The organism is Jiella endophytica (genome assembly GCF_004519335.1).
In the GTDB taxonomy this organism is placed as follows: domain Bacteria; phylum Pseudomonadota; class Alphaproteobacteria; order Rhizobiales; family Rhizobiaceae; genus Jiella; species Jiella endophytica.
On record NZ_SOZD01000001.1, the window covers coordinates 713,686 to 732,521 of the forward strand.

The 18,836-nt window shown below is 65.0% G+C and carries 20 protein-coding genes; all 20 read right to left on the reverse strand.

Annotation, left to right across the window (positions count from 1 at the left end):
- Positions 1–64 precede the first annotated feature (64 nt).
- Positions 65–919, reverse strand: coding sequence for a nucleoside triphosphate pyrophosphohydrolase (mazG, locus tag E3C22_RS03310; protein ID WP_134760174.1), 855 nt, complete (start codon positions 917–919; stop codon positions 65–67).
- A gap of 561 nt (positions 920–1,480) precedes the next feature.
- Positions 1,481–1,903: a YkvA family protein gene (locus E3C22_RS03315; protein ID WP_134760176.1), complete on the reverse strand. Its 423-nt coding sequence runs from the start codon at positions 1,901–1,903 to the stop codon at positions 1,481–1,483.
- On the reverse strand, positions 1,900–2,709 hold the full coding sequence (locus E3C22_RS03320) for an MBL fold metallo-hydrolase (protein WP_134760178.1): 810 nt from the start codon (positions 2,707–2,709) through the stop codon (positions 1,900–1,902). The genes E3C22_RS03315 and E3C22_RS03320 overlap by 4 nt, the downstream gene beginning before the upstream one ends.
- Before the next feature lie 43 nt (positions 2,710–2,752).
- A complete protein-coding gene (locus tag E3C22_RS03325; protein ID WP_134760179.1) occupies positions 2,753–3,559 on the reverse strand; it encodes a TatD family hydrolase in 807 nt (268 codons plus the stop codon).
- Positions 3,556–5,124, reverse strand: coding sequence for a methionine--tRNA ligase (metG, locus tag E3C22_RS03330; RefSeq protein ID WP_134760181.1), 1,569 nt, complete (start codon positions 5,122–5,124; stop codon positions 3,556–3,558). Before metG ends, E3C22_RS03325 begins: the two co-directional genes overlap by 4 nt.
- A 48-nt stretch (positions 5,125–5,172) precedes the next feature.
- Entirely contained in the window at positions 5,173–5,313 is a 141-nt protein-coding gene (locus E3C22_RS24375; protein ID WP_167591611.1) for a hypothetical protein, read from the reverse strand.
- A 19-nt stretch (positions 5,314–5,332) separates the two neighbouring features.
- Positions 5,333–6,394, reverse strand: coding sequence for a DNA polymerase III subunit delta' (locus tag E3C22_RS03335; RefSeq protein WP_134760929.1), 1,062 nt, complete (start codon positions 6,392–6,394; stop codon positions 5,333–5,335).
- Positions 6,395–6,399: 5 nt separating this feature from the next.
- Complete coding sequence (gene tmk / locus E3C22_RS03340) at positions 6,400–7,080, reverse strand: dTMP kinase (protein ID WP_134760183.1); 681 nt, start codon at positions 7,078–7,080, stop codon at positions 6,400–6,402.
- A gap of 22 nt (positions 7,081–7,102) precedes the next feature.
- On the reverse strand, positions 7,103–8,314 hold the full coding sequence (locus tag E3C22_RS03345) for a D-alanyl-D-alanine carboxypeptidase family protein (RefSeq protein WP_245514737.1): 1,212 nt from the start codon (positions 8,312–8,314) through the stop codon (positions 7,103–7,105).
- A 105-nt stretch (positions 8,315–8,419) separates the two neighbouring features.
- Entirely contained in the window at positions 8,420–9,547 is a 1,128-nt protein-coding gene (locus E3C22_RS24870) for a septal ring lytic transglycosylase RlpA family protein (protein ID WP_134760185.1), read from the reverse strand.
- Between the two features lie 1,634 nt (positions 9,548–11,181).
- The gene (locus E3C22_RS03355; RefSeq protein WP_134760187.1) at positions 11,182–12,153 is read right to left on the reverse strand and encodes a hypothetical protein; all 972 of its coding nucleotides are present in this window, start codon (positions 12,151–12,153) and stop codon (positions 11,182–11,184) included.
- A gap of 3 nt (positions 12,154–12,156) precedes the next feature.
- Positions 12,157–12,807, reverse strand: coding sequence for a hypothetical protein (locus E3C22_RS03360; protein ID WP_134760189.1), 651 nt, complete (start codon positions 12,805–12,807; stop codon positions 12,157–12,159).
- Between the two features lie 10 nt (positions 12,808–12,817).
- Positions 12,818–13,171 carry a phage tail assembly chaperone gene (locus E3C22_RS03365; RefSeq protein ID WP_134760191.1) on the reverse strand — a complete coding sequence of 118 codons (354 nt, stop codon included), beginning with the start codon at positions 13,169–13,171 and terminating at the stop codon, positions 12,818–12,820.
- Positions 13,168–15,285 carry a tape measure protein gene (locus tag E3C22_RS03370; protein ID WP_134760193.1) on the reverse strand — a complete coding sequence of 706 codons (2,118 nt, stop codon included), beginning with the start codon at positions 15,283–15,285 and terminating at the stop codon, positions 13,168–13,170. Before E3C22_RS03370 ends, E3C22_RS03365 begins: the two co-directional genes overlap by 4 nt.
- A gap of 9 nt (positions 15,286–15,294) precedes the next feature.
- On the reverse strand, positions 15,295–16,923 hold the full coding sequence (locus tag E3C22_RS03375; protein ID WP_134760195.1) for a terminase large subunit: 1,629 nt from the start codon (positions 16,921–16,923) through the stop codon (positions 15,295–15,297).
- Positions 16,889–17,269 carry a phage terminase small subunit P27 family gene (locus tag E3C22_RS03380; protein ID WP_134760197.1) on the reverse strand — a complete coding sequence of 127 codons (381 nt, stop codon included), beginning with the start codon at positions 17,267–17,269 and terminating at the stop codon, positions 16,889–16,891. Before E3C22_RS03380 ends, E3C22_RS03375 begins: the two co-directional genes overlap by 35 nt.
- Entirely contained in the window at positions 17,266–17,583 is a 318-nt protein-coding gene (locus E3C22_RS03385; RefSeq protein ID WP_134760199.1) for a phage head closure protein, read from the reverse strand. The genes E3C22_RS03380 and E3C22_RS03385 overlap by 4 nt, the downstream gene beginning before the upstream one ends.
- Positions 17,580–17,993 (reverse strand): DUF3168 domain-containing protein, encoded by a 414-nt coding sequence (locus E3C22_RS03390; RefSeq protein ID WP_134760201.1) that lies wholly within the window; start codon positions 17,991–17,993, stop codon positions 17,580–17,582. Before E3C22_RS03390 ends, E3C22_RS03385 begins: the two co-directional genes overlap by 4 nt.
- On the reverse strand, positions 17,990–18,403 hold the full coding sequence (locus tag E3C22_RS03395; protein ID WP_134760203.1) for an HK97-gp10 family putative phage morphogenesis protein: 414 nt from the start codon (positions 18,401–18,403) through the stop codon (positions 17,990–17,992). Before E3C22_RS03395 ends, E3C22_RS03390 begins: the two co-directional genes overlap by 4 nt.
- The gene (locus E3C22_RS03400; protein WP_134760205.1) at positions 18,396–18,695 is read right to left on the reverse strand and encodes a head-tail connector protein; all 300 of its coding nucleotides are present in this window, start codon (positions 18,693–18,695) and stop codon (positions 18,396–18,398) included. Before E3C22_RS03400 ends, E3C22_RS03395 begins: the two co-directional genes overlap by 8 nt.
- Positions 18,696–18,836 lie beyond the last annotated feature (141 nt).

Here is an 18,836-nt window from a genome sequence, read left to right on the forward strand (position 1 = left end):
CAGGCCGAAGGCCGCAAGTGCGGACGCCCGTCGGCCGGTCAACCCGCGCACGCTGGCGCCGTCGTCACCCGGCAGTCTTCGCGGCCACCCACAGCGCTTCCATCTCGTCGAGGCTGGCGACTTCCAGCGTCCGGCCGTTCGCCGCGAGGCCGGCCTCGATGAAGCCGAAACGGTCGCGGAATTTTCGCACGCAGCGACGGAGCGCCTTTTCCGGATCGACGCCGTGATAGCGCGCGAGATTGACGACGGAGAACAGAAGGTCGCCCATCTCGGCCTCGGTGGCGTCGGCGTCGCGGCCGGCGACGGCCTCGGACAATTCGCCGAGCTCTTCCTCGATCTTGGCGAGGATCGGCTCCGGGCAGTCCCAGTCGAAGCCGACAGCGGCGGCCTTTTTCTGGATCTTCAGGGAGAGCGTCAAAGCGGGCAGGGCGGCCGGCACGCCGTCAAGATGACGAGGCCCCGCCTCCGCCGGTAAAAACGCGTCGGCTTCGCCCGACAGCCGCGACGTCGTGGATGTTTCGCGCAGCTTTTGCCGCTCGGCCTTCTCCTCGGCCTTGATCCGCTCCCACTGGCCCTTGGCGCTTCGCGCCGAGCGCGCCTCGGCGTCGCCGAAGACATGCGGGTGCCGGCGGATCATCTTCCTGGTGATCGCCTCGACGACGTCGTCGAAGCCGAACAGCCCGCGCTCCTCGGCGAGCTGCGCATGATAGACGACCTGTAAGAGGAGATCGCCGAGCTCCTCTTTCAGATCGACCGCGTCGTCCCGCTCGATCGCGTCGGCGACCTCATAGGCCTCCTCGACCGTATAGGGCGCGATGGTCGCGAAATCCTGTTCGAGATCCCAGGGGCAGCCGGTCTCGGGGTCGCGAAGCGCGGCCATGATTTCGACGAGCCGCGAGATTGCGCGGGAGGGTTTCATGGCATCACTCCGCTTGGGACGCATCGACGGGCCGATGCCGCACATCGCACCGGGTCACGCTGCGAACCGCGACCGATGGAGCACCGACTGCGGCTTCTAGCGCGTGACGACAGCGCTGACGAGCGGATTTGCCGGCTTTGCGAGGGACGCCGAATTGACCGTTCTGGCAAACACTCCCGTTGGGGCGAACCAGATGGGTGTCGAACAGGACGATGACCGTCGGAGCACTGGGTGGGGCGCTTCGATTTCGGCAGCTGACGCTGCATGCGGACGGGGACGTGGTCGGAAGCTTTAGTCCGTAAGTGGCATAAGATAGATTATGGAACTAAAACGCTTGAGGTCGCGGCCCGGTTTCGGGCGTCCGACATGCCATCCTACCGGACTGCGCCAGGACAGCGTCGCATCCATGGTCTGTCTGCTGCCTGCGTCTGAACGCGCGGTCTCCGCAGCCGGCCTGGCAGCTTTGAGCGGCGTGTCCCGTAACCTGCCAGATCATCGCCACCGCGGCGACGCCGACTTCGCATCGTGGTCAATGAAGTCCTTGCGTCCCGCGCTCGCCGATCATCGGCCGGAAAGGCTCGACCACGCGAGCATGACCGTGGCGGCGGCAGCCCCGATCCAGATCCCGACGATGGCGATCGCGGCCCATCGCCCTGCCGGCCGCTCGAGCCGAGCCTGCGCTGCCGCGCGGAACTCGGTCCAGAGCGCCGGCGGTATCAGCCGGATGGCCAGGAGGATGCCGAGCGGCACGATCAGCAGATCGTCGAGCAAACCAAGGATCGGGATGAAATCCGGGATGAGATCGATCGGCGACAGCGCATAGGATGCGACGGCGCCGGCGACGAGCTTGGCAAGGATCGGCGTGCGCGGATCGCGAGCCGCCAGCCACAGGGCTGCGGCATCGCGCCGGAGCGCCTTTGCCCAGTGCCGGAGCCGATCGCGCTTGCCGCGCGACGCGCGATCGCCATGCGGCCCGGCCGTCATTCCAAGGGCAGTTCGATGACCAGCCCGTCATAGCCCGGCCGGACGTGATCCGGCAGCTCGCCGGACAGCGTCGCGTAGTCGAGCGGCGTGTGCATGTGGGTCAGCGTCGCCTGCGGCACGCCGAGGCGATCGATCCAGCCGAGCGCCTGATCGACGCTGAGATGGCTCGGATGCGGCCGGTACTGCAGGCAGTCGATGACGATGTGCTCTGCGCCGCGGATCGCTTCAATCGCGGCGTCCGGAAAGTCCGAGACGTCGGTCGCATAGACCAGCGGGCCGATCCTGAAGCCGAGCGAATGGATCGAGCCGTGCGTCTGCCGATACGGCTGAACATGCATCGCGCCGCCCGGACCCTCGACGTCGAACGGCGCGCCGGCATTCATTTCGACGCGGCGGATGATCGGCGGATAGTCGCTGCCCTTCGGTGTCTCGAAGCAATAGCGGAACGCCTCGTATACGCGCTCGTATGTGGCGTCGTCGGCATGCACCGGGATCCTCGTCTTCTGTGCCAGCATGAAGCCTCGCAGATCGTCGATGCCGTGGATATGGTCGGCATGGGCATGGGTGAGCAGCACCGCATCGAGGCGCTGGACCTTTGCCGCCAGCATCTGGGCGCGAAAATCCGGGCCGCAGTCGAGCGCCACCGAAGTCGTGCCGTCAGGGCCGATGCGCTCGACCAGCGCGGCGGCGCGAAGCCGGCGATTGCGCGGATTGTCCGGATCGCAGGCGCCCCAGTCACCGTTGATGCGCGGGACGCCAGGCGACGACGAGCAGCCGAGGATAGTGAGGCGCAAGCGGTCTGCCATCGGATTTTCTCGGAAAGAGCGAATGCGGGAACTGATCGGACCGTCAGGGCGTCGAGGACGGCCGTGGATCCTCGATGCGGGTAAAAAGGCGGAAGAAATTGTCTGATGTCTGGCGGGCAATGGTATCGAGATCGACGCCCTTCACTTCCGCCAGTTTTTCGGCGGTCAGCCGCACGAAGGCCGGCTCGTTGCGCTTTCCCCGGTGCGGCGGCGGCGCGAGATAGGGCGCGTCGGTCTCGACCAGCAGCCTCTCCATCGGAACGTCTTTCGCGATCGCGCGGATGTCCTCGGAATTCCTGAAGGTCAGGATGCCGGAGAACGAAACGTATCCACCGAGGGCGAGGCCGACCTCGGCGAGCGCCCGGCCGGAGGAAAAGCAGTGCAGAATGAAGGGGAAAGCCCCCTTCCCGCTCTCGTCTTCAAGGATCGCGATCATGTCCTCGTCGGCCTGTCGGGCATGAATTACGAGTGGCAGCTGGGTCTCGCGGGCAGCAGCGATATGGGTGCGGAACACCTTGGCCTGAACGTCGCGCGGGCTCTTGTCGTAGTGATAATCGAGCCCGGCTTCGCCGATCGCGACGATCTTCGGCCGGGCCGAGAGCTCGACGAGTTCTGCGACGGTGACGTCCGGCTCCGCCGCGGCATTGTGCGGATGGGTGCCGACCGAGGCGTAGACCTCCTCGAAGTCCTGCGTGATCGCCAGCAGCCGCTCGAGCTTGGAAACGAAAGTGGAGATCGTCACGAAACGCTGGATGCCGTTCTCCTTCGCGCGGGCGACGAGATCGGCCCGCTCGCCCTCGAAATCGGGAAAATCGAGGTGGCAGTGGCTGTCGACGAGGAACAGGCTCATTTTGGCCCGCCCTTCGCGCCGTCCTCCTCGGCGAGCTGATCGACGAAGCGCGGAAACACCGGCTGCGGCGGCGGCAGGTCGCTGCCGGGCCTCAGCGCCCGTTCGGGCGCCAGCTCGCTGAAGGTCCGCCGGTCGCCCGCGACGCCGAGAATGTCGAGGAGCTTGGCTGCGCTCTCGGGCACGAAGGGCTGCAACAGGATCGCCGCGCGGCGCACCACCTCGGCCGTCACATAGAGCACCGTCGCCATGCGGTCCGGATCGGTCTTCCTGAGCGCCCAGGGCTCCTCGCCGGCGAAATAGCGGTTGGTGGCCGAGACCAGCGCGACGATCGCGGCGAGGACGGCATGGAGTTCCTGCCGGTCGATCGCCTCGCGGGCCGTGACCAGCAGCTGGTGAGACTGCGCCAGGACCGCCTCGTCGGCGCTGGTGTAGGGGCCGGGCGTCGGAACCTTCGCCTCGCAATGCTTGGCGATCATCGACAGCGAGCGCTGGGCGAGGTTGCCGATGTCGTTGGCGAGCTCGGAATTCGTCCGGTTGACGATGGCGTCGTGGGAATAGTTGCCGTCCTGGCCGAAGGGCACCTCGCGCAGGAGGAAATAGCGCAAGCGGTCGAGCCCGTAGACGTCGATCAGCGCGAAGGGATCGATGACGTTGCCGACCGACTTCGACATCTTCTCCCCGCGATTGAACAGGAAGCCATGGGCAAAGACGCGCCTCGGCAGCGGCAGCCCCGCCGACATCAGGAAGGCTGGCCAGTAGACGGTGTGGAAGCGGACGATGTCCTTGCCGATGACGTGGAGATCCGCCGGCCAGAAGGCCGAACGCTCACCCTCGCCCGGAAAGCCCGTCGCCGTCAGGTAGTTGGTGAGCGCATCGACCCAGACATACATGACGTGCTTCTCGTCGCCGGGCACCGGAATGCCCCAGTCGAAGGTCGTGCGCGAGACCGACAGATCGCGCAGCCCCGACTTCACGAAGGAGACGACCTCGTTGCGTCGCTCCGCCGGGCCGATGAAGTCCGGGTTCTGTTCGTAGAGGTCGAGCAGCCGGTCCTGATAGGCCGAGAGCCTGAAGAAGTAGCTCTCCTCCTCGACCCAGTCGACCGGCGTTCCCTGCGGGCCGTAACGCTGGCCGTCCTCCTTCAGCGTGACCTCGTCCTCGCCGTAATAGGCCTCGTCGCGCACCGAGTACCAGCCGGAATAGCTGTCCTTGTAGATGTCGCCGGCATCCGCCATCAGCGTCCAGATCGCCTGGCTCGCAGTGTAATGCCGCGGCTCGGACGTCTGGATGAAATCGTCGTTGGAGCCGCCGAGCGCGGCGGCCATCTTCTTGAATTCGGCCGAGTTCCGCTCGGCGAAGTCGCGCGGGGAAACGCCTTCCTTGCGCGCCGTCTGGAGCATCTTGATGCCGTGCTCGTCGGTGCCGGTCAGGAACATCACGTCATAGCCGTCCAGCCGCTTGAACCGGGCCAGCGCATCGGTGGCGATGAACTCGTAGGCGTGGCCGATATGCGGGCGACCGTTCGGATAGGAGATCGCGGTTGTCAGGTAATAGCGTTCGGCCATGGCGCTTTCGCTGGGTTGGGTGTCTGGCTGGTCGCGGCGTCAGGGCCGTCATGCGGCGATCGTCGCGCGCTCAAAATGCAGATAGAGCATTCGGCGCCATGGCTCAATCAACGCGGTCGGCAATGCCGGGGCATGGCACACCGAAAGTCCGGCACAGCCGGTTTCGATGCTGACGACCGCGAACGACATGTCCGGTGTTGTGACCGGCTCAGAGCGCGGATCTAAGGGCGAAGAAGCGGCTCACCGTCGTCATCGCCGCCTGCTTGCGGTCGAGATTGAACGCCGCGGCTTCCGCCAGCCGTCGCGATTCTGCCTGCCAGAGTTCGGCAAAGGCGCTGGCGGCGCGAAGGTCCCCGGCCCTGACGGCGGCCTCGCTGCACCGCGCGATGGCGGCGAGCAGCGAGGCGAGAAACAGGTCGTAGGAAGCCTCCCTGCCCTTCATCGTCAGCTGGTCGATCAGCCCCTGCAGGGCGTTGACGTCCGGCTCGCCGGCTTGAAGCAGCGTGTCCAGCGTCCGGCCGATCTCGACGCCGCCATTCGCCGCCAGCATCAGCGCATGCCGGACGCTGCCTTCCGCGGCCTTGACGATGGTTTCGGCCTCCGCCGGATCGAGGGAATGGCCGAAGGCGGCGAGCGCTCGGGTCATCTCATCGTCGGCGAGCGGCTCGAAGCGGGCCAGCCGGCAGCGCGAGCGGATGGTCGCAAGCAGCCTGCCCGGCGTGTGGTTGACGATCAGAAACAGCGAGCGTGCGGGCGGCTCCTCGAGGAGCTTCAACAGCGCATTGGCGGCGTTGCGGTTGAGATCGTCGGCCGGGTCGACGATGGCGATGCGCCAGCCTTCGCTGGACGACGTCGCATGAAAGAAGCGGCCGAGCCGGCGCACCTCCTCGACGGTGATCTGGGTGCGAAAGCCGGTGCCGCGCTCGACCGGCGGCCGCGTCAGATGGATGAGGCCCGGCATCGCCCCGATGGCGATCTGGCGATAGACCGGATCGCTGGTGGCGAAGGCGATGGTGGCATCCGGCTCGTCGAGCGTTGCGGCGCCGGCGAGAAGCCGGGCAAACGCAAAGGCGGCGCTCGCCTTGCCGATCCCCGCCGGACCCTGCAGCAGCCAGGCATGGTGCATGCGGCCGGAGCGCCAGGATTCGACCATCTCGGCAAAGATCGCGCGATGACCGAAGAGCTGGTGCGTGACGAAAGGCTGCGGGACGCCGTCGAGCTCGTCGTGGGTCGGATAGGCCTCGATCGCCCCGGCAGCGCTGAGCGGCACGGCGCTCAACGCTGGTGGCCGAGCTTCAGCGAGCGGTCGATCGCCTCGAAGCGCTTGGCCTCGAGCCGGTCTTCGACGAGGGCGCGGATCTCCGCCGCGATCTCGTCCACCGGCCGGTTGCCGTCGACGACGACGCAGCGCTCCGGCTCGTCTGTGGCGATCTTCAGGAAGGCCCGCCGCCGCGCCTCCTGGATGCCGGCATCGTCCTTCTCGAAGCGGTCGGCACCGGCATTGCCACGGCGCTTCTTCGCCCGTTCGCCGCCGATCTCCGCCGGCACGTCAAGGACGATGGTGAGGTCGGGATAGGTGCCGGCGAGCGTCGCACGCTCCAGCCGTTCGAGCAGCGCGGTATCGCGGTCGCGGCCGGCGAACTGGTAGACCCTCGTGGAATCGTGGAAGCGGTCGCAAAGCACGACCTCGCCGCGATCGAGCGCCGGGCGGATCAGCTCGGCGACGTGGTCGGCCCGGGCGGCGGCAAAGAGCACCGCCTCCCAGTCCGGCCCGAGTTCCTCGGCGAGGCCGGACAGGATGATGTGGCGGACCGCCTCGGCGCCCGGCGAGCCGCCAGGCTCACGGGTGATCACCACCTCGTGGCCGCCCGCCCTGAGATGCGCCGCGAGCCGGGCGATCTGGGTCGACTTGCCGCTGCCCTCGCCGCCCTCGAATGTCACCAGATAGCCCGTCACCGCAAGCGCAATCCGTCTTTCTTCAAAACTGCCTTATCCAGCCGAAAGCGAGCTCGCTGACGGCGCCCATGGCGCGATCGGAAAAGCTCCCCGCCGCGACGGCACTGCCGGCCGCCAGCGGCTCGGTCAGCACCGGTTCGCCATCGACCATGACGTCGAGGCTGGCGACCTCTGCGCCCTTTTCGACCGGCGCCGCGAGCGGCCCGTCATAACGGATCCGCGCCGACAGCCGCTCGCCCTCCTCTCGCGGCAGCAGCGCTGAAATGTCCTCCGGTGCGACGAGGGACACGCTTCCCGTCTCGCCGCCGAAGACGCCGGCCGATCCGACGACGGCACCCTTAGTATAGAGGTGGCGGATTGCAAAGCTTTCGTCCGACCAGTCGAGCAGCCGTCGGGCTTCCTCCGAACGGTCCTTGGAGGTCGCAAGCCCGCTCAAGGCGAGATAGGTGATCCGGCCGTTGCGGCTGGTGACACCGAGCAGCGCATAGCCCGACGCCTCGGTGTAGCCGGTTTCCATGCCGTCGGCGCCGATGTCCATCTTCAGGAGCGGATTGCGATTGCGCTGGAAGATGTTGTTCCACTTGAAGTCGGGCTGCGCATAAATCTTGTAGAGCTCGGGATGGGCGGTGCGGATATGCCGTGCGAGGGTGACGAGATCGCGCACCGTGACGTGCTGGCCGTCGGCCGGAAGCCCGGTGGGATTGACGAAATGCGACCCCGTCAGCCCGAGTTCGGCGGCGCGCCGGTTCATCGTCGCGGCAAAATCCTCCTCGGAGCCTGCCATCCCCTCGGCAAGCGCGATGCAGGCGTCGTTGGCCGAATGGACGATGGCGCCGCGGATGAGGTTTTCCACCGACACGCTGGACTTGACGTCGGCGAACATCGTCGAGGTGCCGGAAGGCGCGCCGCCGGTGCGCCAGGCATGGACGGAAATCGGGAATTCGGTGTCGAGGGCGAGCTTGCCGCCATCGACCGCCTCGAAGACCACTTCCATGGTCATCATCTTGGCGAGCGATGCCGGCGGAAATGGCTTGTCCGGATTCTTCTGGAGGAGGATCGTCCCGGTCTCGCCGTCGACGAGCAGCGCCTCCTCGGCCTTGGTCTCCATCGCCGGCGCTTCGTCCGCGGCAGCGGCGACGCTCGCACCGCCGAGCTGCGCCGTGGCGAGAAGCAGCGCGCCGAGCGCAGCTCCCGAAAGCTGCCGTCGAAAACCGGACATGAGCGTGATCGTCATCGTTCCAGTTAGCTTTCGGCGGCGTCTCGACGCAAGCGGCGACGGCGATCGCTCACGCGAACGAGATGGCTTTTCCCGTCGAATCGTTCAGACGACGCCGAAGGATCAGTCGCGGACGACGAAGGCATCCTTGGCGCCGACCTTCCACAGCCGCTCGAGCAGCATGTCGGTATCGACCCCGGCCTTGACGGCGATGCGGGCGGAATTTGCCCCCTCCACCGGCTCGATGGTGAGCAGGCCCTCGCCCGTCGCGACCGCCCTCACCCGTGCAAGCAGCGCATCGTCGATGAGGCCGAGGGCAATCGTCTCGTCGCCGTCCACGGGGACAGCGTCCTTCGCTGCGGCAAGGCCGGCGAGAGCCTCAGCAGCGCCGCCGCCGGTGGTTTCCCCGGCAAAGGAGTTGCGGAACAGCGAGGCACCGAAATTGCCGCCTGAGGAGGCAGGCCGCATCATCGGCACCGGCGCACCGGGCGCCGCAACGCCCGGCAGGTCGTCGCCATAGGCGTTGGCCATCGCGGCACCGTCCGAGAGCGGCCGCTGCGAGATGGCCGAAGCGACCATCACGCTGTCCGGCACGTGGCCGGGCATCGTCTGACCGCCGTCGCCGGGCTCGAAACTCGCCATCAGCATCTTGGTGTCGTCCCCTTCGAGGGGCGCGCGGCCGACATATTCGACCTTCACGTCGGCGGTGCCGGCCGAACGGAAGCCGAGCAGCTCGGCGGCCTCGGCGGAAAGGTCGATCTCGCGGCCATGGGCGTAAGGCCCGCGGTCGTTGACCCGCACCATCAGCTTGCTGCCGTTGTCGAGATTGGTGACCATCGCATAGGACGGCAGCGGGAAGGTCTTGTGAGCGGCCGAAAGGCCGTGCATGTCGTAGACTTCGCCATTGGCCGTGAGCCGGCCGTGGAAGTTCGGGCCGTACCAGGAGGCCTTGCCGGACTTCACATAGCCCGGCTGCTCCTTCGGATAATACCACTTGCCGCGCACCTTGTAGGGCTTGCCGACCTGGTCGCGACCGCCGCCCTTTCGAACGCGCTTCAGATTGGTCACCCGCGGGCTCGCCGGCACCCCGAAGGTGCGGCTGTCGAACTTCACCGAGGTCGACAGCTCGGCGAGCTGTTCGAGCGGCGACTCCGCATCGGACCCGCTGCCCTGGCAGCCCACGAGCAGCGTCGTCAGACCGACGACGCACAAGCCGGCCGCCCGTCGGCCGACGCCCCCTCTCTCCAGCATGACACCCCCGCCATTTTTCGTTCTTGGTTTTGTTGTCTTCGCGGCAGCAAAGTGGCGTCCCCACGCCCTTTTGCGACCCATCACGTCATTGCAACGAGGATGTAACAAAAGGTCCCAATCAGGCAATCATAGGGTCGTTAACCATCTGATCGCGTTGACGGGATTGCGCATATTGACTGTTGCCTGGCGGTCACGGCGGTTAAATTGTCCCGGTTTTTGCAGGACTTTGCGAGGGATCGCCGGTCCATTCGGCGAAGGCGTTGAAATCGCTTGGCCGACAGGGCGATCGACAGCGCGCCGCGGCTGTGGAGGCGGTTCGATCGCGGCAAAAATCATGGCAAAATTGCGTCTGTTGCCTTGTTTTGGCCGCAAATGATTGCGGCAGGAGCTTGTCCGAATCTGGGATCACAAATTGTTACAAAGAGCCGAAGGCCGGAATCCTGGCGCCTTCGGCTGAGATCGCCTTGCAAGGACGCCATCGACCCGGGTAAGCAGGCTTCACGTGGATGGGTGGCCGAGCGGTTGAAGGCACCGGTCTTGAAATTCGGTCGCGGCCGTTTTCAGCCGTCGCGGTGTGTACCGAAACCCCCTGCTTTATCAGGCTTTCGCGCTGTTGCTATCCCTGATCGTCTTGCCCAATCTCGTGTCGTGCTACCGAGTTGGGTAGCAAAATGGTAGCAAGGTGTTCGCCGGCTGTTCCCGGCAGATCCACGCTAAATGGAATGCGACATGCCTCGAACAGCCGCCACGATCACGCAGGCCGACGTTGTGCGGACGATCCGCGCGGCGAAGCAGGCTGGTGCGGTGGAGGTCGAGATCCGACCGGACGGGACCATGATCGTTCATCTCAAGGAGCGACCGCCCCTCGCTGCGACTAAGCCAACGCTTTCGTGGCCCAAGGACGTGGTGCTCTGAAAGATGAAGCGCTGCGTCGGTGCTCCCGTTGGGCAACATTAGGAGGTGCATATGCCTATGAGTGAAAAATTCGAAGTGAAGGAAGGCACCAAGTTCACGTTTCACGTCGAGGTGCCCCTAACCCGGCTATCCGTAGCGTTTGCAGACGGGTCCCAAGTTTCCGCGATTCTTGCTGACGGACAAACCCTAGAGGTTCAGGCCGGACGGATGGGATGCGATGTGACGATAGACGATGCAGACCTAGATCCGTCAGCGTGACACTTCGTTTCACGCGCCCTTCCCTCTAAAACGGTCGAGCAGTGGAGGTAGACATGAAAATTCAGCGCCTCACTCACGGGGATTACGATCCAGAAACGAAGGTTCTTCTTCTGCGAGGATGAACTGCCGACCAAGGAGATGTGGATGTAGAGATACCTATAGAAGACTATACAGTCTTCCTTGCTTCGTTGGTTTCCATCTTCCAGGAGAAAAAGAGTTCGCTCGGTGGGCCTCAAACGCTAATCGCGCAAAATCTTGGATTTGGAATCCACGATAGTCTTGGCGGGGCGAGACTTCGGTTTTCATTTACGTGCGGGGCGATGGTTCTATCATTCTCTGTGGCAATCCCAACGACAGATCCTGTCAGAATTCTAGCGATACAGAGCCATCTGGAGCAAGCGCTAGGTGAAATACTCCAGGACGGCCCCGCGACAAAGAACTGACGTGAATCTACAACGCCCTCACGCCGCCTTGGCGCACACCATCTGATCGAACAGCCGGGGCGTCAGATAGATGACCTCGCCGGGCTGCATCGCAGCGGCTTTGCGCAGCCGATATCGTCTCCCTTGCATGCGCTTCATGCAGCGTTGCGAGCAATAGATCGACCGATCGGACCTTGGCGTGAAATTCTCGCCGCAGAGGTCACACTGTCTGACGATATGCGCCAAGCTTTCGCGCGTCTTCTGCCATCGGGCATGCTGTTTGCACGCAAGAGAGCAATAGGTCTGCTCTCGTCGCAGGGGCCTGCAGGTTTTGCCACATTGCTGGCAAGTGATCTCGGGAAGCCGGACGCGGGCGGCAACACATTTCGGAGAGCAGAAGCGAGAGCCTGCGTGCTCGCCATGGAATGGCTTGCCACAGTATTCGCATGGCCGAGGCGGGGTCTTTGCCCTCAGAACCATCCGATAAGCCTGCCGCAGGACGGTTCCCACATACGCGTCTGACTTTGCATCACGGTGCAGGAGTGCGGACTTCGCGCATTCCACTGAACAGAAACGCGACCGCTTGCTCCGCCCCGCGTCATCCATCGGCCCGCGGCACCACGCGCAATATTCGGCGCCGTCCGCATAATCCGGTTGCCCCTCTTCCCAGGTCGGGCGCGGCACCCCGAATCGCTTCAATGCCTCATCGACAATCTCTTTGGCTTCGCGGTCGGCTTGGCGCCAGCCGTGACCATCCATGCATAGCGCTGATCGAACACCGTGCCGCGCCGGCCCTTCGTTTTCGAACGGTGTCAGATGGAATCCCGTCATGCCATCAAAGAGGCGATCGACGAGACTTTGCCGGCGAGATCCACTGATGATCGGCTTGGTCTTACGGGAACCCGGCAGCGTCACCTGCGTCTCGGAGCTGTACCGGAAGCTGGACATCCCGGTGAAAAGCCCGTGCTTATAGAAGTGATGATCGCGACCGCGAGGTTTCCCTATCGTCATGGCTCAAAGCTTCTGTACCGCCGAAAAGCTCAGACGGCTCGTCAGGGCTGTGACGGTCTCTGCATCGAGCGAGTTGGGCCGCAGGATGCACTTCATCGCTGGGTGCAGGAGTGTCACCGGAAGGCCCACGGACGCCCCAAGCGGGACGAACGGACGGATTTCAAAGAGCGCGGTCGTGCCGGAGCTGTTGCCGGCAATCGCCGTCTCGACAATGCGGTGGAATGCCCGTCGCGCCGGTGTGCCGTAGTCGAAGCACAGGAAGTCGCCAAAGCTCAGCGTGTACAGTCCCGGCAAGCCGGTGAGGCTGATCGAGCGGCCGTTGGAACTGATCGAATTGATGGTCGGGGTCGCGCCGCCGAGCTTCGACCCGTCCGGATCGTATTGCGGGAATCGGCGCTTCGGGTCGACGAGATAGAAGGGGTTGATCGAGCCGTTCAGGCTTTCGAGGCGGGCCTGCAGCCTGTCGATCTCGTCGTGATATCGCTCGGCCGTCGTCACGTCCGCGGTCCACAGGGACGGCGCCAGTTCGGTGGCCAGGATCTGCCCGGAGCCCATGCCCGAAATTTCCTGGTTATCCTGTGCCACCCATTTCACGGAGGCGATCGGCAGGAGGTCGGACAGAAGCGAACGATCGAGGGGGAAGGTCAGGGTCATCGCGGATTCCTCATGCGAACACTGCGTCGAACATGGCGGGTGAAAGCGGCTGGCTGGACGTCCGCGGGGCGGCGCCGGGCTGCTGTCCATCGGACTGCTGACGGCGAGCACGGGCCATCCAGGCGTCCTCCATCTTGCGGAGGACGGCGACATGCCGGGGCTCCAGCGGCAGCCGGTTCATCCGGGCATAGGCCTCGATCTCGGCGTAGCTGATCGGGTCCGGCCCGGCCATGCTGTAGCGACGGGCCTGGTGAAGGTCGACGAACCACGACCATAGGAGCCTGCCAGCCTCCGGCACGCGGGGCTTGTCCTGCGTCACCGCGGCGACGAGCTGCCGCTCCAGCCTCTGCATGGCGGGCGTCATCCCCGCCTCCGGGGATCACCGGAGATTTGCTGCACGCGGTCGGCCAGAGCATGCCGGGAGAAGTCCGTTACCGCCCGGTTCGCCGCCGTAGCGGCTGAGGCGTCGGCGACGTCCTTCACGTAGGCCTGCAGGTTGCCCTTTTTGTCTACGGTGACGCCGACCATGACATTGACGTCCTGACGCCCCGCCGGCATCGCCTGCGCTGATGGTGCGGCGGTCTCGCGCGGGGTGATTGGCGCCAGAGCATTATTCGGAATGATCGATCCGGACGTGCCGGGGGAGAACAGCTCCGGGCCTTTTTCGCCGACGAGGTAGGTCTTGCCGGAATTGACCGGGCCGCCCGCCGCTCGGGCGCCACCGAACAGCGACGCCACCGCCGAGAACAGACCGCCGAGCCCGCCGCCGCCCTTCGGGTCGAACAGGCTGTTGAGGGCCATGTCCGCCAGCTTGTCGGCGATCTTGCCGAGGGCGTTCGTCAGCGCATCAGCGGCCGAGGTGCCGCTTCGCAGATCCTGGATGAAACCGCCCATCACGTCCTTGCCGAGATCCCGCATTTCCGCGGCGGACTCACGGACAAGGTCCTGCTTCTCGTCGAGCTTGCGCGCCTCTGCCTGTGCGTTGGCGTAGGCCGTGGCCAGCTGCTCGATCTGCTCGCGAAGCTCAGGCGTTACCTCCACACCGGCGCGCTTTGCCGCGGTGAGAAGATCCTGCTCGGCCCGGACCTTCTCCAGGCTGAAGCCGTAGTCGTCGATCAGCGGATTGAGTTCGGCCTGCGCTGCCGTCTCTGCCTCGATCGCGGCCGTCTGCTCCTCGATCTGCCGCGTTTCGCGTTCGTACCTGTCGACGGTGTCCTTTGCCGTTTTGCTGCCCTTGCCGCCCTTGCTCGCCGAAGGAAGGGTGAAGTCCTTCAGACTGACGGCGCCTCCGTCCTTGCTTCCGAGGCGAGCGGCCTTGTCGGCCGTGGTGGCGCCGGTGCCGGCGGTGACATCGAAAGCCGAGGCAATGCGGTCGTCGACGACGGAGCCGGTGCCACCAACATAGCTCTGGGAGAACCGGCGGGCCGCCTCGGCGCTGTAGTCGACGCCCATCATCTCGCCGAGCCGGCGCCAGACCGGCGAGTTGCCGACGCTGTCCAGCCAGGTTTCGAGAGCCTGGAAGCTTCTCGCGGCGGCATCGATATATTCCGGCATCGCCTGAATGACCTCGGCGACGGCGTCGAGGTTTTCGGTGGCATTCTTCGATGCGCCGGTGACCTCGTCGAGATGACCGATCAGGAGCGTCATGGCCGTGCCGATCCGGCTCATCGACTGAGAGACTGTTCCCTCGGCACGACCGGCTTGCTCGGCGAGACTTTCCGATCCGGCGAGGAAGGCCCGGAAGAACGCCTCGGAGGACACCTTGCCGTCGAGGACGAGAGAACGGAGCGTCGAGACCGAACCGCCGGCCTCCTTCAGCCCGTTCGCCACTGCCTGCAGGATCGGCCGTGCGCCTTCGTTGACCGAGTTGAACTCCTCGGCCCGGATGACACCGCCGCCGAGAGCCTGGGAGAGCTGCAGGAGCGCGCCCTGCGCTTCGGTGGCCGATGTCCCTGCCACTCTCAGAGCGGTTGCCACGCCTTCGGAGAACTTCAGGAGGTCGCCCTGCGAGGCGTTCAACTCCTTCGAAGACTGCGAGGCGCGCGAGTAGAGTGTCACCAGTGCGTCGAGGGGTGCCCCCTGCCGCATGGCAATCTGTGAAAGGCTGCCGAATGTGCTCTTCAGCTGTTCGCCTTCGAGTCCTGTAACCTTGAGGGCGTTTTGCAGGTCGCGATACTGCGCAGCGAACCGGGCGATATCGCCGAGGGCCTTGCTGCCGGCATAAGCCGCGAGACCGGCGGCGAATGCCTTGCCGTAGCCTCCGATCCGGGTGGAGGTTGCAGCGAGGGCCTGATTGATGCGGGAGGTCGAGCGGACAACGTCGCGCTCCATCGCCGAGGTGGCGCTGCGGCTGTCCCGGCGCATCTTGCCGAACTCGCGTCCGGTGGTCGCGCTGGCCTTGGCCATGTTGCGCTCGAGGTCCTTGATCCTGGCTTCCACCAGGACGATCAGACGCTCGCCGTCAGTTACATTCGACACAGGATCACCTCACGCATAGGCCCAGGCGTCGACATCGTCGTCGGCGCTGTCGTAGCTGGATCGGTTGCTCTCGCCGCTGGCGCATCGGGACACGGCCATCGCCGAAGCCACGGCGCCGTCGATCGAGAGCCACTGCCGGGACTTGGTGAACTTGGCGACGTGCCCCTGATCGTTGCGCTTGACGACGACGTTGGCGAAGCAGTGCCGCAGGACGGGATGGGCGCCATGGTGGAACTCGCCGCCCAGCACGGCGCGTTCAAGCTCATGGATCGCCGGCATCATGAGCGACGGGACCTGTCGGAAGTCGACGGCCGGCAGACCCTTCTCGATGATCTTCGGCTGGACCTGCCGCGCCATGAAGGGATCGAACGCGATCTCGCGAACGTCGAAGTCCTCGCAGATGTTGATGATCTTGTTCTCGATGTCCTGATAGCTGACGACGTTGCCGGGGGTGGGCAGAATGTGCCCATCCTCAGCCCACGCGCCATAGTTGGCGCCCGCCTTCACCTCGCGCTCGGCGATCGTTTCCTCCGGGCAGAAGAACCACGGATGGACGAAATACCCGTCTGCCGTCCGCCAGCACGCGACGATGACGGAAAGGTCGACGGTCGAGGAGAGATCGACCGCCAGCCAACAGGGCTCCTCGCGGAGGTCGTCGAGATCGTAGCCGCGGCGCCCGGCGTCGTAGACCTCCATATCCACGAAAGGATCGGCTGCGGCGTCGAGCCAGATATTGAGCTTCAGCTGCTTCAGGGACTGCCGCTCGCCGACACTGCGGTCGGCCCGCTTGGCATGGCGCCGGAAACCGTCGAGGCTGGGATAGCCGTGCTTAAGGCCGGGGTTAACCTGATGCCAAAGATCCTCGTCGCGCCAGTCGGCATTGCGGTCGGCTTCGAACAGGATCGGCAGGATTGACGGATCGTCGACCTCGCCGCGTGCCACCTTGCGGGCGTCGTCGATCACCTCGAAAGCCAGATTGTCGTCACCGCGCCCGGCAGTCGTCGCGACGATCAGCAGCGGGTTGTCGGTCTTGTCGAGGCCGGTGGTGAGCGCCTCCCAAAGGTAGCGGTTCGGCCAGATATGGATTTCATCGGCGAGGACGAAGGCAGGCGTTCGGCCGTGCTGCGGCCCGGCATCGCCGGAAATGACCTCCAGGTAAGAGCCCTCTTTCGGATAGGTGATCTTCTTCGCCGAGTTGTGAGCGTCATAGACGCGGGTCGCGGCGACGATGCGCTTGTCCTCTCTGACGATGCCCACCGCCTCCTTGAAGGCGATGCCGGCTTGCTTGCGATCGGCCGCGGCGAAGATGCACTCACCGGCAGGCTCACGCTCCGGGCCGATGGTGTGCAGCATGGAAAGGGCCGCCGAGATCGAGGTCTTGCGGTTGCCGCGGGGGAGCAACAGCACCACCGTCTTGACGATCCTGGTGCCATCGTCGTGGCGCGGGCCATAGATGCGCCGGACGATGCGCTCCTGCCATTCGTCGAGCTGGAAAGCCCGCTTCGGCAGAATGGACTTCGGATGCCGGAGGGACCGCAGGAAGCGGACCGCCCGCTCGCCATAGCCCAACGGATCGTCGATCTCGCTGCCGTCGTAGATCCACTCAGGAAACGTCGAGCGGGTTGTCACCGTCGTCATCCGCCGCGTCCTCCCTCATAGCTGGCCGCGACCGCGACACAGGAGTGAGGCCGAGTTCCGCGGCGAGGAGCCGGGCCGTCGCCATCGCCTTGTCTTGCGCCCGGAAGGTCGGAGCGTCGAAGCCAGCCGCGAGGAGCGTTTCCAACTGCCGGACGCGGCCGATCGAAATGCAGTAGTTTTCGAAGCTCGCCATGTCGGCGTCCGTCAGGATGCGGCGCTCGACGAGGAGCGGCATGACGCGGCGCCATTCTGCCTTGGCTTCCTTCGACATCCAGTCGGGAGGGGCTTGCACAGGTTTATGCAGGCCCCCGTTGTCGATGATCAGCTGCGGCTTGCGTCCCTTCATGTCCGCACCTCTTCACAGCGCAGTTCCAGACCCTTGCGGCGGCCGATCTCCTTGGTCTCGCGGATGTTGAGCGCCTTGCCCTCGTATAGCACGCGCTGATCGACGGTGACGCCATCCAGCCACCGGATGCGGAAGATCACGGCCGTGTTGCTGCCCTCGCCATAGGCGCGCTGATATTCCTCCGTGCTGGCCTCGATCAGCTGCGCGCGTAACGTTGTTACGTCAGCCCATGTCTCTGTCGGCGTTCCGTAATCGTCCACAGTGCTGGTGAAGGCCTGGATTGTGATGGTGCGATCGAGCTTGCCGGCCCTCATGGCGACACCTCAGACACCAGGGTCTCGATCGTCACGACGCCGTGGGCGGTTTCGCCATCGGGATCCCGCATGAAACGGGTCGAGGAGACGCGGCAGTCGCCGAAATGGAAGCCTTCAATCGATGCGAACCGCGCCGATTGAACAGATGCCCGGATCGCCCCCGCGATGGCCTTCACGCCGACGAGACCGGCTTCCTTCTTCCAGACATGCAGGGTCGAGTAGACGCGCACCACGTTGCGGGCGATGCGCTCCTCGTCGACCTCCTGGTCTTCGCCGAGAATAATGGACGGGTCCGGTGCCGGCCGGCTGTTGCGGTCGAGGATGCTCGCGGCAGGAACAAGGTCGGTCACACTGGCGGAAACCGCCAGTCTGCCTCGGATGGCCTTCTGAACGGCAAGAGCGGCGCTCATGACGTGCCCCGCTTCTTCACCGCGCGGCGGATCGCCGACTTGATGGCACGGCTGGCCTTCTTGTTGTGAAGCCGGACGGCGGGCCAGAAAAACGGGTGCGCGGGTGCTTTCACCGTGCCGTATTCGACGAGGTGCGGATAGCGAACGTCTACGTTGCCAACTGTCACCGCCGCGGCGTTCGTCGGCACCACGGAGGAGCCGCCCGGCTGGCTGTAAGCTGGCGTCGACCGGCCGCCTGGCGTGACCTCGATCGACCGCTTCAGGTCGCCGCTGACCTCCGGCGCGAGCGCCCGCATCGTCGCGGCCATCTTCTCGGCCTGCTTCAGAGCCGACCGGGCGCCAGCATCCTGGACGTCCTTCGGTATCGCGGCAAAGCGCGCCTGCAGTTTCGAGAGCCCACCGTCATCCATAGGTGTAGCTCCGATGGTTGCGGATGATGTCCTCCAGGCCGAAGGGGATGGCCATGATGGCCACACCTGCGATCGAGGCTTCCCGGTTTTCGTACCAGTGAGCAGCGAGCATCAGGACGGCGTGCTCGATATCGGCAGGTGTTCCGGCCGGGAACTCGATTGCGTCGTCGATCTCGTAGCCGAGCATGGCTTCGACATGCGCCGTTGCGGCGCCGAGCAGCCCCGTCAGCACCTCGTCGGTGTCAGGAACACCGTTCAGATGTCCTCGCAGAGCGGCCGCATCGAGCGCCATTTCTCAAAACTCCATTTTTACAGGGGCTTGCGTCGTGTTCCGATCGCCGGTTGATGAGGATGGCCGAAAGTCGCAGACCACCCCCGGCCCGCTCTGCACGAGAAGATCAAATTGTTCGCTCTCTAGCAGTTGATTGTAAGG